Origin of the sequence: Streptomyces sp. P3 (assembly GCF_003032475.1) — a bacterium.
Taxonomy (GTDB): domain Bacteria; phylum Actinomycetota; class Actinomycetes; order Streptomycetales; family Streptomycetaceae; genus Streptomyces.
Map to the genome: position 1 here is coordinate 1979108 of NZ_CP028369.1, position 20205 is coordinate 1999312.

Consider the following 20205-nt stretch of genomic DNA (forward strand, 5'->3'; position numbering starts at 1 on the left):
CGTCAGGCGCCCTGTTGCACCCATGTGGTGGCACTGTGCCCGACCTGTGAGTCCGGTTGCCAGTTCGTTTCGGGGGCGGGCCGGGGTAGGGCCGGCCCGAGCGCGGGCAGGTGCACGGTGAACACGGTCTGTCCGGGAACGCTGTCGACGGTCACGGCGCCGCCGTGCGCGGTCGCGACGGCCTGCACGATGGCGAGGCCGAGGCCGGTCGAGCCGGACGCGCGGGAGCGCGAGGAGTCGCCGCGCGCGAACCGTTCGAAGACGTGCGGCAGCAGGTCCGGCGGAACGCCCTGCCCGTCGTCCTGGACGTCCACGCACAGCCACGGCCCGCGGCGCTGCACGCGCGCGGTGACGGTGGTGCCGGGCGGGGTGTGCGTCCGGGCGTTGGCGAGCAGGTTGACGAGGACCTGCTGCAGCCGCGCCGAGTCGGCGGAGACCAGGGCGGGCTCGTCGGGGAGTTCGAGGCGCCAGACGTGCTCGGTGCCGGCGGCGCGGGCGTCGCTGACGGTGTCGATGACCAGGGGGACGAGATCGGTCTGCTCGAACCGCAGGGGGCGGCCGGCGTCGAGCCGGGCGAGCAGCAGCAGGTCCTCGACGAGGAAGGTCATCCGGCCGGCCTCGGACTCGATGCGGCCGAGCGCGTGCCTGGTGTCGGGCCCGACCTCCTCGCGTCCGCGCCGGGTGAGTTCGGCGTAGCCGCGGATGGAGGCGAGGGGCGTCCGTAGTTCGTGACTGGCGTCCGCGACGAACTGCCGGACCCGCATCTCGCTCTCCTGGCGGGCGTGCAGCGCGCCGTGGACGTGGTCCAGCATCCGGTTGAGGGCCGCGCCGACCTGCCCGACCTCGGTGTGCGGATCGGTCTGGGACTCCGCCACCCGCTCACTGAGGTTCACCTCGCCGGTGTGCAGCGGGAGTTCGGAGACGCGGGTGGCGGTGGCGGCGACCTTGCGCAGGGGCCGGGTGGCGACGCCGACCATGACGGTGCCCGCGAGACCGGCCGCGAGGAGACCGGCGACGGTGAGGCTGATCTCGACCATGATCAGGGTGTTGATGGTCTTGTCGACGTCGGCCGTGGGGATGGCCACGTAGTAGGCGGAGGTGTCGTTGTCGGCGTATTTGACGAGGTAGTCGCCCAGTCCGGGGATCGTCACGGTGTGCGTCTCCTCGTCCCGGGAGACGGAGCCGAGCACCGTGCTCTGGGCTTTCGTGAGCTTCTTGTGGCTCATCGAGAAGTCGTCCTGCGACTTCACGCCGCGCGCGGCCTCGGTGATGGTGCCGTTCACGACCCTGGCCGCGATGGTTCTGTCCGACTGGGGGCCCTCGACCAACTTACCGAGCTCGATCGGCTGTTTATCGGTCTGCGGCCGGCTGAGCGCGGTGGCGTTGGTCTTCGCCGGGCCGGGCGGCCCGGGGAAGCCGCCGCGGGGTGCCGCACGCGCCGCGACCTCACCCAGTCGCTCGTTGAGCTGGTCGTAGAGATGGTCCCGCAGTACCAGAGTGGTCACCGTGCCGATCACCGCGCAGACGACGGCGATCAGGGTCACGGACACGACGACGAGCCGGGTCCGCAGGGTGCGCGGCTTTCCCGCTCGTCTCTTCTGCGGACGCGTCCGTCGTCGCCCGTTCATCACGCGGCGGGCTTGATCAGGTAACCGGCTCCACGACGGGTGTGGATCATCGGCTCACGGCCGACGTCTATCTTGCGCCGCAGGTAGGAGATGTACAGCTCGACGACGTTGGCCTGACCGCCGAAGTCGTACGACCACACCCGGTCCAGGATCTGCGCCTTGCTGAGCACGCGCCGCGGGTTGCGCATCAGGAAGCGCAGCAGCTCGAACTCGGTGGCGGTGAGATGGATGTTGGCGCCGCCCCGGGAGACCTCGTGGCTGTCCTCGTCGAGGATCAGGTCCCCGACCACCAGCATGGAGTCCGATCGCCGGTCGGCGGCGCCGGAGCGCCGGATGAGCCCCCGCAGCCGGGCCACGACCTCCTCGAGGCTGAACGGCTTGGTGACGTAGTCGTCGCCACCGGCGGTGAGCCCGGCGATCCGGTCCTCGACTGCGTCCTTGGCCGTGAGGAACAGCACCGGAACGTCCGGCAGCTCACGCCGCAGCCGCCCCAGGACCGTCAGTCCGTCCATGTCCGGCAGCATCATGTCGAGGACGACGGCGTCGGGCCGGAACTCACGGGCGGTCTGAAGCGCGCCGGTGCCGTCACCGGCGCTCCGGATCTGCCATCCCTCATAACGCAGGGCCATGGACAGCAGCTCGGTGATCGACAGCTCGTCGTCCACCACCAGCACGCGGACGGGGCTCCCGTCCGGCCTCAGCAGTTCGGTGCGCCCCTGGGGCGAGGTCGTGGTCATGGTGAACACCCTCTCGGGGCCCGCTGAGAGCACTCTTTCACTCGTCTGTGATTTCCCTGAGAAACGCACAGGCGCCTCTCAGGCAACACCTGGGAAGCGCTTGCTCCGCTCTCACCCGCTCTTGCCGTGCGGGGCGGACCGCCCGTGAATGCCCTGGTGAGCGCGGCCTCGTGGCGCGACGTCGAGGGCCCCTTCCCCGACGATCCCGCGGGCCGCCGACGGGAAGCCCGGCTGTGCTCCACCTTGGCGACGCACAGGAACACGCGGGTTCGGGGCAGGGAACGGGGGCCGGACGGACGAGCTCACCCCTCCGTCGGAACAAGCCGCCCTACGGCACCGCCACTCCGTCAGAACAAGCCGTCCTGGCGATGCTCCGCCACTTCGTCAGAACAAGCCGTCCTGGCGATGCTCCGCCACTTTGAACTGCCGCACCGGGAAGCTCACTTCGCCGTCTCCCGCAGGAACCAGCCGCCACCCCCGCAGCAACCGTGTGTCGAGCACGATCACCCCGCCCCGGCCGACCGGACGCGGGCCGACGGCCGAAGACGGAGCGGCAGCCGAAGGCGGAGCGGCGATCGAAGAGAGTGCGGCGATCGAGGGCGGGCCGACGGCCAGATGCAGGTCGGGGCCCGCGGCCGCCACCAGCTCGCCGCTCACGGAGCCGCCGGGCACGAGCTCGCTCACCTCGCCGTGCGCGGCCGGAGCCCCGGCGAGCCCGAAGGCCCTTACATGATCGACCGGTTGGAACGGCGTGCGCTCCAACGACTCCGGCCAGTCGCCCAGTCGGACGGCCCGGCCGTACACCTCGCGCAGCTCACCCGCCCGTTCCTCCTCCCCCGTCGGCAGCGTGGACCGCACCGCCCGCTTGACGGCGTACGGGACCCGGTCGGGCACGCGCACCGCGGCCCGCAGCAGTTCCTCGGTGCGCCGGGCGGCCATCAACGGCCCGACGCCCAGCCAACTGAAGCAGACCGCGCCCTGTTCCAGCAGCCGCACCGGCCCCCGCTCCGCCGCCGTGATCCCCACCTTGACGAGCCCGGGCCCGAACCATGCGAGGTACACCCGGTAGGGGCGCGGGTCGTCGGCGATCCCGTCCGCCGCGACGGAGTGCGCCCGGTCCAGCCGCGCGCACTCCTCGCACCGGGCCCCCGTGCTCCTCCCCGGCACGGCCGCCCGCATCGGACACGGATGCCCCCGAGCCCCGACACACTGCCGCACACCGCCCGCCACCACGCCGAACGAGACCCGCTTGCCCCAGGTCAGCGGGCTGGGACGGGCCCCGTCCCAGATCAGCGCGGGGCCCTCCGCCGGCGACCACCGCAGCCCCGCGCACCTCCATGCCTGTGCCATCACCCGCAACGGTAGGCCCCGGCACCGACAACGCGGTGACGGCGGTGCGCCCACACCCGGCGAGCCGGCACCCGGCACACCGCGGATGACCCTCCCGGGCCCACGGATGACCGGCATCCTCAACCGCCGGCGCCGGCTACGTCACCCGCCGCGCCGCTCCCCAGGACCGCCGCCGGGTCCGCATGGCGCCGCACCCTCGGCGGTGGCCAGGGCCTACGCCCTCTACGAGCCGCACCACGTCCGCCTGAACGCCCTCTTCGCCCTCCGCATCCACCTCCACATCCATCCCTCTCCGTACTCATGGATGCGATTAGTCATTTTCTTGAGTAACCTGCGGAGGGGACGGACGGACAAGGGAGGGGGCTGCTTCGATGGCCTTGCGACATGCCGTGCTGGCGGCGCTGCTGGACGGCGAATACAGCGGGTACCAGCTGGCGAAGGCGTTCGACGTAGGCGTGGCGAACTTCTGGCACGCCCTGCCCCAGCAGCTGTACGCCGAACTGGCCAAGCTGGAGAAGGAAGGCCTGGTCGCGGGCCGGCAGGTGATCCAGGAGACCCGTCCCAACAAGCGCCTGTTCCACGTCACCGAAGCCGGCCGTGCCGAGCTGGAGGAGTTCGCCGCAGCCGTGGCGAAGCCCTCGTTCATCCGTGACGATCTGCTGGTCAAGGTCCAGGTCGCCGACCGCGTCGGCACCGCATCGGTGATCGAACAGCTCGAGGAGCGGGCCTCTGCCGCCGAGGCCAAGATCGAACTGCTCGGCCGGTTGCTGCGACAACTGCGCGGCGACACGGACGAAGAGGACTTCCTTCGCCGAGGCGAGCGGATCGGGCCGTACCTGACCTGTCTGCGCGGCCTCGACTTCGAGCAGGGCCACCGGGACTGGTGCCTGCGGATCGCAACCGTCCTGCGGGAAAGGCGGACGACTCATGCCGAGCGGTGACTACGTGCGCTACGTCGCTCTGGGCGACAGCCAGACCGAAGGGCTGGGCGACGGAGACGACACCGTCGGCCTGCGCGGCTTCGCCGACCGGCTCGCCGAGCACCTCGCAGCCGTCAACCCCGGTCTCCAGTACGCCAATCTGGCCGTACGAGGACGCACCGCCGGCCAGGTCCGCGCCGAACAGCTGGGGCCCGCCCTGGCCCTGCGCCCCGACCTGGCCACCGTCGTCGCCGGCGTCAACGACCTGCTGCGGCCCCGGTACGACGCCGCGGAGGTGGCGGGACACCTGGAGGACATGTTCGCCGCGCTCACGGAGGCCGGGACGCATGTGGTGACACTGACGTTCCCCGACGTCGGAAAGATCATGCCGCTGGCCCGGCCGGTCAGGTCCCGCGTGCTCGACCTCAACACCCGTATCCGGGCCGCGGCCGCCCGTCACGGGGTCACGGTCGCCGAAACCGGCCGCCAGGCCGTCACCACCGACCCACGGATGTGGACCGCGGACCGCCTCCACGCCAGCCCCCTCGGTCACGAACGGATCGCCGCGGCCCTCGCCCAGGCCATCCACCTGCCCGGAACGGACGACACCTGGACCCTCCCCCTCCCGCCGCAGAGGGTTCCCTCGCGTCGGCAGGCCGCGGGGGCCGAACTGCGCTGGGCGGCCGCCCACCTCGGCCCCTGGCTCGGACGCCGTCTGCGCGGCCGGTCCTCCGGCGACGGCCGCACCGCCAGACGCCCCCGGCTCCTGCCCGTGAGCCCCACGCCGGGCTCCGCCGCCCAGACCTGTCGACAGGAATCTCCGTAGCGACGGCCTCGCTCCCGGCCGGCGACTCCTTTTCTCCCTTCCCCTGCCTATTCGAGACGGCCCGTTCGGTCGGCGGCCGGACTTCGCGGCTACTGGCGGTGCCGGCGCGTGCCCTGTCGCGGTGGGAGGGTCAGGGTGATCTGGCGGACGAGTTGCTGGAAGCAGGCGAGGGACGCGAGAGCGGGCAGGGAAGCTCCGGCGATACCGGTGAAGGTTCGGTCCGCCTGCGCAATGCACAGCATCATCGCGACGGAGGAGAAGAGCAGAACGATGAACCACGAGTGGAAGGCTCGGCGCTGATGCAGAGCGGTCCGGAGAATGGAGAGGGAGGCCACCATCCAGGGGCCGTACACGAGGAGAGGCCACGACGGGACCATTCCGGGGTCCGCTCCCGACGTGATGTTCTGCAAAGGCCTGTAAGCGACCATGCCACCGAAGACACTGACCATCGCCACGATGACGGCGACGAGTGCGACGATCACGAAGCTGCCGGTCTGCAACCACTTGAGCCGGAGTTTTCGACCTCGGCTCCTGCGATGACCGGCGGAAGAACTACGGGCAGGCGGCAACTGGGCGGTGATCTGCGCGAGGCTCTCCATCGGGTCGTGGAAGTCATCGCCGGACGCGGGCTCACCGCGCGGTGGCGGCACCCTGGTCGTCTGCTCCGCCGTGACGGCCTCCTGCATGAGATAGGCGAGTTCCTCGACCGGATCCCAGCCCGGGTCGGACGCGGCCGGGGAAACCCCCGCTCGCACGCTGTCGGCAGGTCCACCGTTCCAACCGGAGCCTGCCCCGTAGGAGTAGGCGTCTGAATACCATTCACGCTGCGCGTACGAAGGGTCCACGTAGTCGTGATTCACAGGGATGTGCCCGTCGGGCGTCGTCCACGTCACGGCCGGCCGGAGCGTTCCTGGCCGTTCCACCGCAAATCGAGTTCCTTCTGGATGCCCTCCAGCAGGGCGAGGAACTCGCGGAGCAGCGGCTCGGCAACGTGACGTTCGGCCCACACGCTATCTTCGATCACCGAGCCCCGCACCGAAGTCGCGGAGTATTTCATACCGGGTGAAAAGATAAATTTCCCCATTGTCCGATCATGGCCCGCAGTCAGATTATCCGGCCTCGTGTTGCGTTGAGGCAGACTCTGGGACCCTACTTTCGTCATATTCCGCTAACGGCGCAGCCCCTCCTCCAGATGCGCGGCAAATGAGTGACCCGGGCGTAAAGGAATTAATGGGAACAAGGTCTCGTCATTAATGTCATTCACGCACTTCGCACGTTATGAGCAGAGCGAATTTTCCTCTCAGACCCCCGGCCGGAAATATGATTCACCGCCCATCACCCTGCAAGAGCGGTGCCATGTCTGTCCGTCGTCCGTCGTCCGTCGTCGGTCGTCAGTGGGCAGTGGGCACGGTCGAGCAAACTCGGACGGCCCGGTCGGCGGTCCGGTCGGCCCAGCCGTGGATGACATGAACGGCGCAACCGGGGGGAGCATCCCGCCACGCGGTCAACGCTCGTTGGGCCGCCACAGCCAGCGCAGCGCGTCGGGCAGCAGGACGCCGCCGTGGTTGGGGCTGTGGCCGCCGTCTCCCAGGACAAGGCGGAAGTCGTAGCCCGCTTCGGCGAGAGCGGCTGCCACACGCAGGTTTTCGGCGAGCCAGTTCCACTGCGGCTCATTCCAGTGCAGGTCGCGGTGGCCGCCCTGCATGAAGATGCGCAGCGGTTTGCGAGGGGCGCTGGCGATGAGGTCCGGGTAGGGATTGCCGTCCGGTATCTGCGCGAAGCTGGACAGGTAGCCGATGACGCGGCGGAACCTGTCCGGACGCAACCACGCGACGGTAAGGGCGCAGTTGCCGCCGCTGCTCCCGCCACAGATGCCCCATCTTTCGGGCGACCGGGCGATGGCATAGCGCTCCGCGACCTGCGGGATGATCTCGGTGAGGAGGAAGGTGGCGTACCGGTCGTCGAAGGCGTCGTACTCGTTGTTGCGGTTCTTCGGGTCCTCCTCATCGGGGAAGACGCCAGGATCGACGAACACTCCGATGGTGACGGGGAGTTCGCCGCGGTGAACGAGGTTGTCCAGGACGATCGCGCCGCGTACCTCTCCTGCGGGGTCCAGGTACCACCATCCGTCCTGGAACACCATCAAGGATGCCGGTTCCGCTGGGTCGTACCGTGCGGGCACGTGTACCCAGAACTTCCGGAAGGTTCCCGGGTAGACCTCGCTGTCCCTCCACTCGAACTCCACCGTCTCACCGGCGGGCACTCCCGGTTGTGGAACGGAATCAGGTCCGTGGATGTAGCGCACGTCAGACTGGTCGATCGGCAGTGGCTGGTAGGGCATCTCCATGGTCACGGGAAGCAACCGTAGGGCGACCACCGCCCTTGGCCGCAAGGGGATTTCGTCCGGACGCTCCACCTTGCGATGTCAGTGCGAGGTGGGAGGAAGCGCACCGAGTCACCACCCCTTTCACGGGTTCGATCCCCGGCTGCGCTCCGCCGCTCCGGGCGCGCTTCCCGGCTCTGGCTGCGCACGCGCTCCCGCCCCCGACGGGTCGAGGGCTGCCCTAGTTGGTGCCGATCCGTGCCAGCAGGTCCACGATCCTGCTCTGTACTTCCGGGCTGGTCGACCGCTCGGCGAGGAAGAGGACCGTCTCCCCCGACGCCAGCCGCGGCAGGTCCGCCTGGTCGACGGCGGCCGTGTACACGACGAGCGGGGTGCGGTTGAGCTGCCCGTTCGCCCGCAGCCAGTCCAGGATCCCGGCCTGCCGACGATGCACCTGCATCAGGTCCATCACCACCAGGTTCGGCCGCAGCTGCCCGGCGAGCGCGACGGCGTCCGCGTCGCTCGCCGCACGCGCCACCTGCATTCCGCGCCGCTCCAGCGTCGAGGTCAGCGCGAGGGCGATCTCGGCGTGCTCCTCGATGAGCAGCACCCGCGGCGGATGCTGCTCGCTGTCGCGCGGCGCGAGCGCCTTCAGCAGGACGGCGGGGTCGGCGCCGTACGCCGCCTCCCGCGTCGCCTGCCCGAGCCCGGCCGTGACCAGCACCGGCACCTCGGCGGCGACCGCGGCGGTCCGCAGCGACTGCAGCGCGGTGCGGGTGATCGGCCCGGTCAGCGGGTCCACGAACAGCGCCGCGGGGAACGCGGCGATCTGCGCGTCGACCTCCTCGCGCGAGTGCACGATGACGGGACGGTAGCCGCGGTCGCTGAGCGCCTGCTGGGTGCTGACGTCGGGCGCCGGCCACACCAGCAGCCGACGCGGGTTGTCCAGCGGCTCCGGCGGCAACTCGTCGTCCAGCGGCTGCGGTCGCGGCGGATCCGCCACCTCGACGGCCCCGCCGGGCCCGTCGAGCGGTTCGGGGCCCTCGGCGGCGTTCTCGTCCGGGGCTCCTATCGCGTACGACCGTCCGGCCCCCTCGGTGCCCGTCCCACCGGCCACGAGCCGCGACTGACCCGCGAGGGACGGCTGAGACGGCTGGGGCTGCTGTGCCGGCTGCCCCGACGGGGGGACGGGCGCGGATACCGGCGCGGGCATGGGCGCCGCGACGGTATGCGAGGCCGGAGCCGCCCCGGCATGCGGCGCCCCGGCCGACTGCGGCAGGCCGGGCTGACCAACGGCGCTCTGCGGAACGGCGGGCTGCGGAACGGCGCTCTGCTCGGCCGACGGGTGCGGCCGGGCCGTCTGCTCCGGACGCGTCGCCGGGTCGGGCGGGGTACCCAGCTTGCGACGACGTCCGGACCCGCCCGGGGTGTGCGGGGCGGGGGTGGTGGTCGGCTGAGGGGACGCCAGACCGGGCTGGGGGCGCTGTACCGGCTGAGCCTGATGGGCGTGCTGCACCTGGTGGGCGTGCTGGACCTGCTGCACCTGGGCGGCCTGCCGGGTGAAGGGCACACCCTGCCCCAGCGTCCGCACGCTGATCGCCCGTCCCTGCGTCGAGTTGGGGTCGATGGGCGGGACCGCGGCAGCCTCGGCGGGCAACGGCTGCGCCGCCCGCGGCTGTCCGACGACGGCTTCGGGCGGGAGCGGCGTGCCGGTGCTGGGAGTCGACATGACCGGCACGGCCTGGGACGCCGCGGCGGCCGCTGCGGCGGGGAGTGGCAGCCCCTGCCCGGGCGCAGGCTGCGCGACGGGACCGGCCTGCACACCCTGGGCCTGGGCCGGGACCTGCGGTGGGGTCTGGAGCTGGGCCGGGACGGCTTCCGCGGGCTGACCGACCGCCCGTCGTCGGCGGCCGGTGGGCGCGCTGGTCGGGTGCGGCTGCGGCGGGGTGTGGTCGTCGGCCTGGTCGTGCGGGACGGCGTCGTGACGTCCGTGGTCGGCGTCGGGGCCCGCGAAGGGGCCGGAACCCGGCGCGGGCACCTGGACCTGATCGGGAACCGGGGCCTGTGCCGCAACCGGGGCCTGCGCGGCCGTCGGCGCCGGCGCTGGTGCCTGCCCTGGTGTCTGGACCATGCCCGGAGCCTGCATCACGCCAGGCACCGGGACCGGAACGGGGCCACCGGGCTGCACCTGCGCCTGCCCGTGCCCCTGTCCCGGCTCTTGTCCCTGGGCCTGGGCCTGCGCCGGCCCGGCCTGGTGCGTCGTACCGGAACCGTCGGCGAGGCCGACGCCGGAAACACCCGAAACGGGAGAGCCGGAAACGGGAGCAGCAACAGAACCGGAACCGGAGCCCGGCTCCATACCGGGAACGGGGCCGGAAACAGGGCCGGGAACGGGGCCGGGAACGTTGCCGGCAACATCCGCCGTCCGGTCCGCCTCCGCGGGCGGCAGGGCGAAGACGGTGCGGGGCCCCGCCTCCTGCGCGGCGGCACGCTCGTTCGCGGCGGCCAGGGCACGCCGACGGCGCCCGGTCGGCTGTCCGTTCTCCGCCTCGGCGTCGCCCTGGGAGCTCGCATCCGTACCGGTACCCGCGTCCGCGCCGGTCGTTTCTGCGCCCGTGGTCCCGGGGGTCCCGGGGGTTGCGCCGGCCGACGGGCCCGCGAGGGCCGGCAGCGCGGGCGGCAAGGCGTTCTGCGGCTGCTGACCGTCGGGCGCGTGCAGGGCCCGTCGTCCGTCCGGAGCCGGCACGCCCTGCGGCGGAACGGTACCGCCGAGTCCCGTCCCCGAAGCCGCCGTCCCGGACGCGTGTTCCGCGGCCATCACGACGGCTCCCTCGCTCACCCCGGAGTCGGCCCCCGCCACGGCGAGCTCGGCGGAGCGCCCGCGCCGCCGTCCGGTGCCGCCGGAGCCCTCCGGCCCCTCGGCCTCGGCCACCGCCGACGGCAACTCGCCCGGCGTCTCCGCGGCGGGCGCGCCACGCCTGCGCCGGCGTCCGGTCGGAACCGCCGCGTCGGCGTCGGCGCCGCCCTCCGCCGCGGGCACGTCGCTCTCCAGGAAGGCGTCCACGGAGGACCGCCGGGCCCGCCGCCGTCCGACAACGCCCTGCTCCCCCGGGACCTCGTGCCGCACGGCGCCGTCGCCCATCGGCAGGGCGGGCAGCGCGGCGGCCGGCGGAGCCGCGACGGCCCCCGCCCCGCCGCCCAACGGCACCTCGAGCACATACGCGCTGCCGCTCATGCCCGGCACCTCGTGCGTCTGCAGCACGCCCCCGTGGGCCCGGACGATCCCCCGCACGATCGGCTCGTGCACGGGGTCGCCGCCGGCGTACGGTCCGCGCACCTCGATGCGCACGACCTCGCCGCGCTGGGCGGCCGCCACCACGACCGTGTTGTCCATGTAACCGCCCGCCGAGACGGGCGCGTTGCCGGTGGCGTCGACGCCGGCGACGTCCGCGACGAGATGCGCGAGCGCGGTCGCGAGGAGCCGTACGTCGACCTCGGCCTCGATGGGCGGCGCGTGCACGGCGAACTGGACCCTGCCGGGCCCGATGAGCTCCACCGCGCCGTCGACGCCCGCGGCGACGACCGCGTCGAGCATCACCTTCGTCCGAACGACGGTCTGCGCCCCGGTGTCGAGGCGCTGGTATCCGAGCACGTTGTCGATCAGGGTGGTGATCCGCGAATAGCCGGCGGACAGGTGGTGCAGCACCTGGTTGGCCTCCGGCCAGAGCTGTCCGGCGTCGTCCGCGGCGAGCGCGGCCAGCTCCCGGCGCAGCTCGTCCAGCGGTCCGCGCAGGGAGCCCCCGAGCAGGGTGAGCAGCTGGTCGTGCCGCCCGGCGAGCGCCTCGTACCGGTCCTTCTCCCGCTCGCCGAGCGCGGCGTAGCGCTCCTCGCCGGCCGCGATCTCCTCCTCGTGCAGCTCGCGCAGCTCCTCGAGCTCGGCGACGTGCTGCTGGCGCAGTGCGGTGAGGTCGGAGGCGTGCTCCTCGGAGAGCTTCTCCAGCTCCTTGGCGTGCCGCTGCTCGACGGACTCCTTCTCCTCCGCCAGTGCGTCGTACGGCCGGCGGTCGGTGAAGGTCATGACGGCGCCGACGAGTTGGTCGCCGTCGCGCACGGGCGCGGTCGTCAGGTCGACCGAGACCCTGTCACCGCCCTTGGACCACAGCACCTGGCCGCGCACCCGGTGCTTGCGCCCGGAGCGCAGGGTGTCGGCGAGCGGCGACTCGTCGTACGGGAACGGCGAGCCGTCCCCGCGCGAGTGCAGCACGAGGGTGTGCAGCTCCTTGCCGCCGAGATCACTGGCCCGATATCCCAGTATCTGGGCGGCCGCCGGGTTGACGAGCACGATCCGCCCGTCGGTGTCGGTGCCGACGACCCCCTCGGCCGCCGCCCTCAGGATCATCTCGGTCTGCCGCTGCGAGCGCGCCAGCTCGGCCTCGGTGTCGACGGTGCCGGAGAGGTCGCGCACGACGAGCATCAGCAGCTCGTCGGAGGCGGAGGAGTATCCGTAGCCGTCGTAGGCCTGCTGGCCGTTCTCCAGGTTGGCGCTGGTGACCTCGACCGGGAACTCGGTGCCGTCGGTGCGGCGCGCGACCATCCGGGTCGGCTTGGTCCGGCCGCGCGGGTCCATGTGGTCGGGGCGCCGCATGGACCCCGGGATGAGCTTGGAGTCGAACTGCGGCAGCAGATCGAGCAGCCCCCGCCCGACCAGAGCCGTACCCGGCGTCTCGAACGCCTCGAGCGCGATGGTGTTCGCGTTGACGACCGTCCCGTTGGCGTTGACCAGCACCAACGCGTCGGGAAGCGCGTCGAGTATGGCTGCGAGGCGAGCAGCGCCTCGGGATGGCCTGCTGCTCACGAGTCGCTTCCTCCCTGTTACCGCACTCTGCCGACCGCTCGGGCCATATTGCCAACCGGTCCGCAGCCTGTCACGCGAGGGAGTCTAAGGGCTGGGGTCCCGCCGGTGACGCCGGATGAGAGCGAGCTCGCACGACGAAGTGACCCAGAACGTATGTCCTGGCCCGCCCGGACCGGTCCCCGCGCACGTCGGCCCGCTCCGAGTGGCGTTTCCGGCACCGCCCGACTTCGCGGGACCTCCGCGCGACCTTTACGGAACCGGTGCTTGCGCCATGCTCGCCGCGCTCGCCCCCGACGGGCGGCTGCCACCCCGGTCAGCGAGCGGGGGGCACCGGCGCCGGAGGCGGGCCGGGAAGGAGCGGCACGAACCGGTCCCACCGCTCGATCCGGCAGCCGTTGCCCCGGTCGAACGTCGCGTCGACGGGACGTCCGGCCCAGCGGCCCGTGACGTGGGCGGTGGCCGGCCCGCCGTATCGCATCGCGCAGAGCTCGCCGCCCGGCACGGGTGCGAAGGCGTCCCGGCCCCACCTGGTGTTGCGGTCCACGGCCGCGCAGGCGCCGTCCGGGTCGGGGTGGCTGCCGCGGCCGGGGTGGCAGTACACCTCGAACGTCCCGTCCGTCCGCCCGCCACTGTGCCGGACGGTGACCGTGAGGTGATCGCCGCTCTTCCGGTCCTCCTCCCGGACCGGCGGCGGCGCGAGCGGCGCACGTCCGCCTGCGGCGGCTGGGACGCCCGCCGTCGTGCCGGCGCTCCCGGGACGCGCGGCGTACGCGCTGACGGAGCCCGCGGCCGACGAGGCGATCACGGTGACACAGACGGCAAGGGCGGTGACGGCGAGGCGTCGAAGCGGGGTGACCTGGACCATGCCGGGACTAACGCCGCGCCGTCGGCGACGTTGCGCCCGGGGAAGTGCTTTGCCCTGCGGCCCGACTGCCTAGTACCGTGGACGTCGATTGGTGACACGACGCTCGACTGTGTCATCATCTGCACGCACCACTCGCACGCACGCGAGCGGTTGTGCTGGAGGCGTCGCCTAGTCCGGTCTATGGCGCCGCACTGCTAATGCGGTTTGGGACTTACATCCCATCGAGGGTTCAAATCCCTCCGCCTCCGCTCGATCACCGAAGCCCCGGTCCACGCGATCGGGGCTTCGTCGTTCCCGACCGCGCTCACGGGGCCCGTTCAGGCCGTTTCCGCAGGTCACAAGGGGTACGACTAACGGATTTCACATGTCGGCGGCAGTCATGTAATGTTCTTCCTGTCGCCGCGAGCGGGCCGGAAGGGCCGGGAAGCAAAGACAGAAAAACCGAATAACAAGCACTCGTAGCTTAACGGATAGAGCATCTGACTACGGATCAGAAGGTTGCAGGTTCGAATCCTGCCGAGTGCACACAGGTCAAAGGCCCCGGAGAGATCCGGGGCCTTTGTCGTTTCGGGGGCGTACAGCAGCGAAGTACAGCAACGGGTGGCCCAAGGGAGTCGGCCGGCTCGCGGACAGGGTCCGCGCAATCCGTATGCGACCGGGGGCCGCGCACGTGCGCGGCAGGGGAGGGGAACTCGTGAAGATCAAGACCGGCAGAGTGGTGCTCATGACCATGGTCCTGGCGGCGCTGGTGGGGTGCGGGCGCAGCACAACCGAGGGAACAGGGGACTCGCCGGCTCGGGCTTCAGGTGCGCCGTCGTCGGCGCAGGACGGTCTCCCACCTGAGGATCTGCAGAGCCGATGGTGGACGTGGGCGATGTCGGAACCCGAAAGCACCAATCCGGTCGCTGACGAGGATGGGAGCGATTGTGAGCGCAACCAGCCGCAGGACGTGTGGTTTCTGGCAGGTACCTTCGGCACTCAGGCCGAGCGCACTTGCCACGTCCCCGAACGGGTCCCTGTCGCGTTTCCCCTGGTGAACCTGATGGGTGAGCCGGCGGACTGCGCAATCTTCATGAGCAAGGCCAAGGGGTCCGCAGTCCTGGACGGCAAGAAGGTCGAATCGGAGACGAACCGCGGAGAGCCGATCTCTGTGCAGGGCGTTGCCTTCAACCCCGTCACAGGCACGGACGAGCGCCTCACAACCACAGGGTGCGGCCTCTGGGTCCAGTTGCCCCCGCTGAAGCCCGGAAAGCACACACTGACAATTCGTGGTCAGGCCCAGGACTTCGCCGTTGATGTGGACTACTCCCTGACCGTGGATGCTGCATAGGCGAACGACGTGCAGGGGAACCCGAGTTCGGGGTCACCTCGAGAGCAGGTCATGGTCAGGAGTCCTCAGCCGGCGCCGCCCATGGCTTCGGACAGCTTGCCCAGTGTTGCCCGCACCTCCTCCTCGCTCGCTTCGGCATAGACCTCCATCGTCACGGCGATCTGCGAGTGACGGAGGATGCGCTGAGCAACCTTCGGGGTGCACCTTCAGGGCGACGAGCAGCGAGCTGCACGTGTGCCGGGTGTTCCGGAGCGGGATCACGCGAAGGTCGGCGCGGCGGGCCCGCAGGGCGAACACGCGGGTGAGGTTCCCGGCTCGATAGGCGTCCCGTACTTCGTGGTGAAGACCAGGCCGCACGTCTCCTGCCACGGATCACCGGCAGCCTTCCGGTTTCCCGCCAAGGCCATCGACGACCGCCAGTTCATGGCCAACGTCGTTGCCTGCATGAGCTTGCAGGCGACCTACCAGGACAAGCCCGCGGACTCCCTGGCACTCGTGACCGCCGCCCAGGACCAGGCCCGCTCAGCCACCGCCACACCCCCGCGCGTCCTGTCGATGCTCTCCATGCGGGAGGCATTCGCCCACGCCACCCTCGGCAGCCAGACGTCCACTCACCGGGCAATCACGGAAGCGCACAACCAGTTCGAGCAAATTCAGGCGCACGACCCTGACCCGTCGTGGGTGGCCTACTTCGACGAGCCGAAGCTCATCGTGGACACCGGCATTGCTCACGGTCGTCTGGGCCAGGCCGCGAAGGCCGAACCGTTGATCGCGGACGCCTTGCGCCGGGAAGCCCACGCCAATCAGCGCGGCCGCGCGTTCCACGCCTTCTGGCTGGCTCGTACGCAGCTGGATCAAGGCAAGCTCGACCAGGCGTGCCACACCGCCACCCAAGCCCTGGAGCCCGCATCGGCGGTTGCTTCGGAGCGAGTGTCAGGCCACCTCAGGGAGTTCTACGACCAGTTGGCCCCGCACAGGCAGGAGCCCGTAGCCCTGGCCTTCGAGGCACGGCTACGGGAGCTCCTGCCACCGGTCAGCGGATCGCTTCATCCATGAGCACGTACAGCAGACCGACGAGGGATCCGCCGCTGACGATCTCGCGGCGGTCGATCATCCCGCGTATCTCGCTGAGCGGGACCCACTCGATGCGGTCGGACTCGTTCTTCTCCGTGGGCGGACCCTCGTAAGTCGCCCCGTCCGCACGGAAGACGTGGTGCTGCGAGTCGGTGATCCCGTTGGCCGGCTCGGCGTAGATCAGAGGCTTGATGGGCCCAGGCCGCCAGCCTGTCTCTTCGAGGACTTCGCGGGCCGCCGCCTCCTCAGGAGTCTCCCCCTGCTCGACCAGGCCCATGGGCAACTCCCAGGCCCAGGAGTCGGTGATGAAACGGTGCCGCCACATCATCAGCACCTCCTGGCGGTCGTTGACCACGGCAGCCACGGCCAGGTGCCGCAGGCGAACGACGTGGTACTCCCACCTGCGTCCGTCAGGCTGTTGGACGTCGACCAGACACAGATTCACCCAAGGGTTGGTGTAGATCTGTCGCTCACCGTGGGTCTTCCACTCCATACCTGCGGACCCTCTCGACCGGTCTCCAGGATCTCAGATCGCCCCCCGAGGACGGCGCAGGTTCAGCCTCATTTCGCGTCACACTGACGAGGTGTAGTGCAAGGCTTGCGCCCGTGGGGAGGAGTCGAGTGCCCAGTGACGAAGTCCCGAAGGTGTCGGCCAAGGACACTCATTGAACCCTCAGTTTGGGAAGCTCGGGTTCTTTGCCAATAATTGCTGCGCTGACCTGCGGCGCAGTGGTTTCGAAGACTGGGACACCTGCGCTGCCAGTCTCCACTGTTCCCCGTGGTTCCCCGCACGATCTGGCACGCGTATGTCATGCGGCTCACCGTGGCTTTGGTGGCCTAGGGACATCCTTGTCGATCAGCCCGTTGATGAACTCGACTGCGAACCGGTGCGATTCGGGTGATACATCTGCGGGTTCGCTGGCGTACCAGCGGAAGGTGCCCAGCTCTCGTTCGGCCGAGTTCAGCCAGTGGGCCAGACGGTGAAGCTGCCCTCCGCTCAGCCTGATGGCGGCCTGGTGGACCCACTCCTCATCTGGCCCGGCGTAGGTCTCCAGAGCCATGACGGCCAGCTCGACCTGGCCCGGCTCAAAGACGAACTGGCAGAGGTCGCGGGCGTCGGGAGAAATCGGCATACGCCGAGGATGCGGCGTCCAGGGCTGTAGGACAACGAAGAGTTGTCGCCGGCCGGCGAAACCCGGACTGTGACACGTGACCTCTTCGTCCCGAACTCTCGGCTGGAGGGTCATGGCGGTCGGGTGGGCTGGTCAGCTAGCCACTGAGGGGCTTTGGCGGTCAGCTCCGGTTGCGGTGGTTGCAGTACTCCGCTGCTGTACAGACCAGATCCGGAGCGCGGCGTGAAGAGCTTTCGGGCGGGTATGTCCTAGGCACGCAACGTCTGGGCAGAGCCGACCGGGGGAGAGGCTTCGAGATGGCGCTGGTTGACCAAGTCCCCACGCTGCTTGGAGTGGTGGTAGGCGCTGCCACCTCCTACCTGGTCACTGTGACCACTGAGCGCTCTCGCTGGCGTCGTCAGCAAGCGGTCAGGTGGGATGAACGCCGCCTGTCTGCGTACACGGACTACGCCAGGGCCGTGAAGGAGGTTTGCATGATCAGCCTCCGCCTTGCGGCCGGTCGTGGCCTCACTGACTACCCATCGCCATTGGAACCTACGTCAGCGGTCCTCAGTGAGGCGGCGGCTGCCGAAGACCGGCGCGGTCACCTCTTGGAGAACCTTCGGCTCTTGACCGACACAGATACGATCACGGCCGCGCGCGTCCTCAACCACGCTCTTTGGCAGTTGTCCTGGATGGCACACGGCAAGGTCCCGGCCACGCGAGAAAGCTGGGCGCAGGCATGGCATGAGTATCGCGATGCGCGCGACGAATATCATCGCTGCGCACGAAAGAGCCTGGGGATCACCGGGAGCGCGGTTGCCCGTGATCAAACCTGGCCGCCACGGTGGATGGTTGCTGGCCGGCAGGAGTGAGTGGCCAAAGGCTTTGAGGTCTGTCCTCATCCTTATCAGGTCGGTCACAGAGGGGCATCAACGTTGGTGATCCGGCCGTGGTCCTCGGGCGATGGTTCGCCAGGGTTCGTCGCTGATCGCTGCCGTCCGGGGCTGTTGGTGTCAGGCGGTGGTGTCAGCCTCCAGGGGCGCACTTGACAGGTGCGCCCCTCACCCTCTCATCTGCGGCACGGTCATCCTCCATACCGATCCGGGGCCCGCCTGGGCCTCAGCCGACGACAGTCAGCCACGACGGCGGGCACGCCGCATGTGCCTCGCTGCATCCCTACCGACCTCAGTCGGGTTACCCGCGACCTTCCAGGGAAAGACCTCGAGTGCATCTCAGCGAGTCGGAGGGGGCTGCTCATGAGCGATACATCACGGGCGCGGCACGACAGGACAGAGCCGGAGCCGCCGCCCGGGCGCGGCTCCGATCGCTTCAGCGATGGTCCCCCTGATCCCCTCGCCTCGCTGCTGGCCAAGGTCAACAAGGGGGAACACATTTCGACCCCCGGAGACAACGCGGGTGCGGAAGACCGTGACCCTCATGACGAGGAATGGCGGGAACATGATCGCCACGGCCCCTATGCGCAGGGGCGTCGCCGGAAGAACTAACGCCTAGGGCGGAGTCCCCATCTGCGGCAGCGCGAGCGGGAACTTGGCGTGAGGACTACCCGCGGGCGGGAGCAAGCTCACGCTGCGTTGGGTAAGTACGAGATTCCGCGGCCGTACTGAGCTGTCGAGCCCTCAGCTTGGGAAGCTAAGGGCGCTCGCGAGAGGTTGCCGAGCCGACCTGTGGCGACGCCGTGTCGGAGCCTGAATCGCCGCCCGCCTGCTCCCCGCTGTTCCCCGTGGTTCCCTGCACGATCTGGCACGGGTCTGGCACGGCCTCGTCCTCAAGCAGTGTGGCAAGTTCTCGTAGGTCGTTCGTGACCATGACTTGGGCGAGGCGCCCGGCGATGGACACGACCTCTGGCCAGGCAGATGACTGGAGATGCTCCGCGTCGGTGTCGTTGGGCGCCTCGGCTGCCGCAGCGTTGAGCGCGGCACCGAGTTCTCGCATGAGGACGACCTCTTCGTCACTTCGGAGGCTGATGCCGAGGTACCGCTCTGGCTCGTCGGCGTCGCAGAAGTCGTCGAAGAGTGTGTGGAAGACGTGGTCCAGGTTTTCGAACGCCGACGGGTCGAGCCAGACGTCCCGCTGCCATGGTGGATTGGCCAGGGCCAGCACAACGGGTACGACGTGGACTCGGTGGTTCGCTATGAGTCGGGCGGCTTCGCTCACGAATACGAGCGTAGTGAGTACGTGCTGATGAGGCGTCGGTGGTCTCGTAGCACCGCTTTAGGAGTTCGATGTCCTCTCACTCTGGATGGGGCCCACCTCAGGCACCGGTGCCAAACGTGGGTGCCGAGTGACGCCGCCGTCCGGGGGCGTTGATGTCAACGTTGGATGTCAGCGGAAGAGCTCCGGCACGGGGCAGGGCTCCAAAGGTTCATCCGGCCGGTCGGCCCAGTTCCACCAGACATGCCGACCAGCGCACCTCCACAACGTCCGACAGGTGCGCCGGCCATCGTCCTCTCGCGCGCACAGGACGAAGCCGCCAGATTTCATGGGCCGGCTGCACTGGAGACAGGTCGGGGTGTCGTCGGTCATTCCGCGCACCTTAACGGAGCGACCCCTTCGTCCCGAAGCAACTTGGGTGGGGGCGCTGCCTTGAGCTGGTGTCCGTCTCACCTGCGCTGATGGTCCGTGGATGTGCGTGGGCGTCCGCTGTTGTTCGTCGGCGTTGTCACGCAGTCAGACACTCACCCCGTGCACGTCGGGCTACAAGTCCGCGGCTCGTTGGGACTGCAAGTGACTGGCCTACACAGCCTTGATCTGTTCCCCTTGCGCGGCAGTGATGGCGCCAGCTTCCAGCGCCACGGCGACGATATCCGTCGCGACCGCCGCCTTCATGGCGGTAACGGCATCGTTCATGCGGTCGGAGTTTCGCGGTGCTCCGACATGCCCAGGCTCCAGGTCACCTGGGAGGAAGTTCGCCACCTCGCCGTCGTGGCCCTCGAATGCGGCCTTGTCCATCCGCACGTGAACGCGTTTGGTGCCTATGGTGACAACGGTCCCGTGTGACCCATGGTGGTAGAAGGGCCTGTCGCTTGGCACTCTTACCGTGACCTTGTCTCCGACTTTGAAGCTGCTCAGGGTCCTTCCACTGCCGAGCACGCGAGCCCCTCTTGGACATGCCGATCAAGAGGCACTTCATAACGCCCCTCTGCCCTATTTGCACACCTGGC

The 20205-nt window shown here is 69.8% G+C and carries 16 protein-coding genes, 2 tRNA genes and 2 pseudogenes; 7 read left to right on the forward strand and 13 right to left on the reverse strand.

What is annotated here, in order from left to right; all coding sequences use genetic code 11:
- Window positions 1–2: 2 nt before the first annotated feature.
- From C6376_RS08800 to C6376_RS08810, 3 genes are all read right to left on the reverse strand, one after another.
- Window positions 3–1628, reverse strand: a complete 1626-nt coding sequence (locus C6376_RS08800) for a HAMP domain-containing sensor histidine kinase (RefSeq protein WP_107442909.1) — start codon at window positions 1626–1628, stop codon at window positions 3–5.
- Complete coding sequence (locus tag C6376_RS08805; RefSeq protein ID WP_173985605.1) at window positions 1628–2365, reverse strand: response regulator transcription factor; 738 nt, start codon at window positions 2363–2365, stop codon at window positions 1628–1630. Before C6376_RS08805 ends, C6376_RS08800 begins: the two co-directional genes overlap by 1 nt.
- A gap of 384 nt (window positions 2366–2749) precedes the next feature.
- Window positions 2750–3715, reverse strand: a complete 966-nt coding sequence (locus C6376_RS08810) for a DUF2797 domain-containing protein (protein WP_107442911.1) — start codon at window positions 3713–3715, stop codon at window positions 2750–2752.
- Between the two features lie 371 nt (window positions 3716–4086).
- Here C6376_RS08810 and C6376_RS08820 point away from each other — a divergent pair, with 371 nt between their 5' ends.
- Window positions 4087–4656 (forward strand): PadR family transcriptional regulator, encoded by a 570-nt coding sequence (locus C6376_RS08820; protein ID WP_107442912.1) that lies wholly within the window; start codon window positions 4087–4089, stop codon window positions 4654–4656.
- Window positions 4643–5461, forward strand: a complete 819-nt coding sequence (locus tag C6376_RS08825) for an SGNH/GDSL hydrolase family protein (RefSeq protein ID WP_107442913.1) — start codon at window positions 4643–4645, stop codon at window positions 5459–5461. Before C6376_RS08820 ends, C6376_RS08825 begins: the two co-directional genes overlap by 14 nt.
- A gap of 89 nt (window positions 5462–5550) precedes the next feature.
- Here C6376_RS08825 and C6376_RS08830 read toward each other — a convergent pair whose 3' ends face one another.
- From C6376_RS08830 to C6376_RS08845, 5 genes are all read right to left on the reverse strand, one after another.
- Window positions 5551–6216 carry a DUF2637 domain-containing protein gene (locus tag C6376_RS08830; protein WP_254075883.1) on the reverse strand — a complete coding sequence of 222 codons (666 nt, stop codon included), beginning with the start codon at window positions 6214–6216 and terminating at the stop codon, window positions 5551–5553.
- Between the two features lie 134 nt (window positions 6217–6350).
- Window positions 6351–6518: a hypothetical protein gene (locus C6376_RS43765; RefSeq protein WP_159083187.1), complete on the reverse strand. Its 168-nt coding sequence runs from the start codon at window positions 6516–6518 to the stop codon at window positions 6351–6353.
- A gap of 447 nt (window positions 6519–6965) precedes the next feature.
- On the reverse strand, window positions 6966–7808 hold the full coding sequence (locus C6376_RS08835) for an esterase family protein (protein ID WP_254076349.1): 843 nt from the start codon (window positions 7806–7808) through the stop codon (window positions 6966–6968).
- 217 nt (window positions 7809–8025) lie between these two features.
- Window positions 8026–12639 carry a PAS domain-containing protein gene (locus C6376_RS08840; RefSeq protein WP_107442915.1) on the reverse strand — a complete coding sequence of 1538 codons (4614 nt, stop codon included), beginning with the start codon at window positions 12637–12639 and terminating at the stop codon, window positions 8026–8028.
- 313 nt (window positions 12640–12952) lie between these two features.
- Complete coding sequence (locus C6376_RS08845; RefSeq protein WP_107442916.1) at window positions 12953–13504, reverse strand: SSI family serine proteinase inhibitor; 552 nt, start codon at window positions 13502–13504, stop codon at window positions 12953–12955.
- Between the two features lie 157 nt (window positions 13505–13661).
- On the opposite strand from C6376_RS08845, the gene C6376_RS08850 reads away from it, so the two are divergent.
- From C6376_RS08850 to C6376_RS08860, 3 genes are all read left to right on the forward strand, one after another.
- Window positions 13662–13752, forward strand: a tRNA-Ser gene (locus C6376_RS08850).
- A gap of 204 nt (window positions 13753–13956) precedes the next feature.
- Window positions 13957–14029, forward strand: a tRNA-Arg gene (locus C6376_RS08855).
- A gap of 169 nt (window positions 14030–14198) precedes the next feature.
- A complete protein-coding gene (locus C6376_RS08860) occupies window positions 14199–14834 on the forward strand; it encodes a signal protein (RefSeq protein ID WP_107442917.1) in 636 nt (211 codons plus the stop codon).
- A 65-nt stretch (window positions 14835–14899) separates the two neighbouring features.
- Here C6376_RS08860 and C6376_RS08865 read toward each other — a convergent pair.
- Window positions 14900–15229: pseudogene (locus tag C6376_RS08865) on the reverse strand (site-specific integrase); the annotation flags it as partial.
- A 1-nt stretch (window position 15230) separates the two neighbouring features.
- Here C6376_RS08865 and C6376_RS08870 point away from each other — a divergent pair.
- Window positions 15231–15890: pseudogene (locus C6376_RS08870) on the forward strand (hypothetical protein); the annotation flags it as partial.
- Here C6376_RS08870 and C6376_RS08875 read toward each other — a convergent pair.
- Both C6376_RS08875 and C6376_RS08880 read right to left on the reverse strand, forming a co-directional pair.
- Window positions 15868–16401: an NUDIX hydrolase gene (locus C6376_RS08875; protein WP_107442918.1), complete on the reverse strand. Its 534-nt coding sequence runs from the start codon at window positions 16399–16401 to the stop codon at window positions 15868–15870. The pseudogene C6376_RS08870 and the gene C6376_RS08875 sit on opposite strands and share 23 nt — an antisense overlap.
- A 325-nt stretch (window positions 16402–16726) precedes the next feature.
- The gene (locus C6376_RS08880) at window positions 16727–17041 is read right to left on the reverse strand and encodes a hypothetical protein (RefSeq protein WP_107442919.1); all 315 of its coding nucleotides are present in this window, start codon (window positions 17039–17041) and stop codon (window positions 16727–16729) included.
- Window positions 17042–17514: 473 nt separating this feature from the next.
- Here C6376_RS08880 and C6376_RS08885 point away from each other — a divergent pair, with 473 nt between their 5' ends.
- Window positions 17515–17895 carry a hypothetical protein gene (locus tag C6376_RS08885; RefSeq protein WP_254075884.1) on the forward strand — a complete coding sequence of 127 codons (381 nt, stop codon included), beginning with the start codon at window positions 17515–17517 and terminating at the stop codon, window positions 17893–17895.
- Between the two features lie 778 nt (window positions 17896–18673).
- Here C6376_RS08885 and C6376_RS08890 read toward each other — a convergent pair.
- A complete protein-coding gene (locus C6376_RS08890; RefSeq protein WP_254075885.1) occupies window positions 18674–19198 on the reverse strand; it encodes a hypothetical protein in 525 nt (174 codons plus the stop codon).
- A gap of 579 nt (window positions 19199–19777) precedes the next feature.
- Window positions 19778–19999, reverse strand: a complete 222-nt coding sequence (locus C6376_RS08900; RefSeq protein ID WP_107442922.1) for a hypothetical protein — start codon at window positions 19997–19999, stop codon at window positions 19778–19780.
- Window positions 20000–20205 lie beyond the last annotated feature (206 nt).

Coding starts and splice junctions, on each gene's coding strand:
- C6376_RS08800 (WP_107442909.1), bottom strand. CDS start 1,628: ATGAACGGGCGACGACGGACGCGTCCGCAGAAGAGACGAGCGGGAAAG.
- C6376_RS08805 (WP_173985605.1), bottom strand. CDS start 2,365: ATGACCACGACCTCGCCCCAGGGGCGCACCGAACTGCTGAGGCCGGAC.
- C6376_RS08810 (WP_107442911.1), bottom strand. CDS start 3,715: ATGGCACAGGCATGGAGGTGCGCGGGGCTGCGGTGGTCGCCGGCGGAG.
- C6376_RS08820 (WP_107442912.1), top strand. CDS start 4,087: ATGGCCTTGCGACATGCCGTGCTGGCGGCGCTGCTGGACGGCGAATAC.
- C6376_RS08825 (WP_107442913.1), top strand. CDS start 4,643: ATGCCGAGCGGTGACTACGTGCGCTACGTCGCTCTGGGCGACAGCCAG.
- C6376_RS43765 (WP_159083187.1), bottom strand. CDS start 6,518: ATGAAATACTCCGCGACTTCGGTGCGGGGCTCGGTGATCGAAGATAGC.
- C6376_RS08835 (WP_254076349.1), bottom strand. CDS start 7,808: ATGGAGATGCCCTACCAGCCACTGCCGATCGACCAGTCTGACGTGCGC.
- C6376_RS08845 (WP_107442916.1), bottom strand. CDS start 13,504: ATGGTCCAGGTCACCCCGCTTCGACGCCTCGCCGTCACCGCCCTTGCC.
- C6376_RS08875 (WP_107442918.1), bottom strand. CDS start 16,401: ATGGAGTGGAAGACCCACGGTGAGCGACAGATCTACACCAACCCTTGG.
- C6376_RS08880 (WP_107442919.1), bottom strand. CDS start 17,041: ATGCCGATTTCTCCCGACGCCCGCGACCTCTGCCAGTTCGTCTTTGAG.
- C6376_RS08885 (WP_254075884.1), top strand. CDS start 17,515: ATGATCAGCCTCCGCCTTGCGGCCGGTCGTGGCCTCACTGACTACCCA.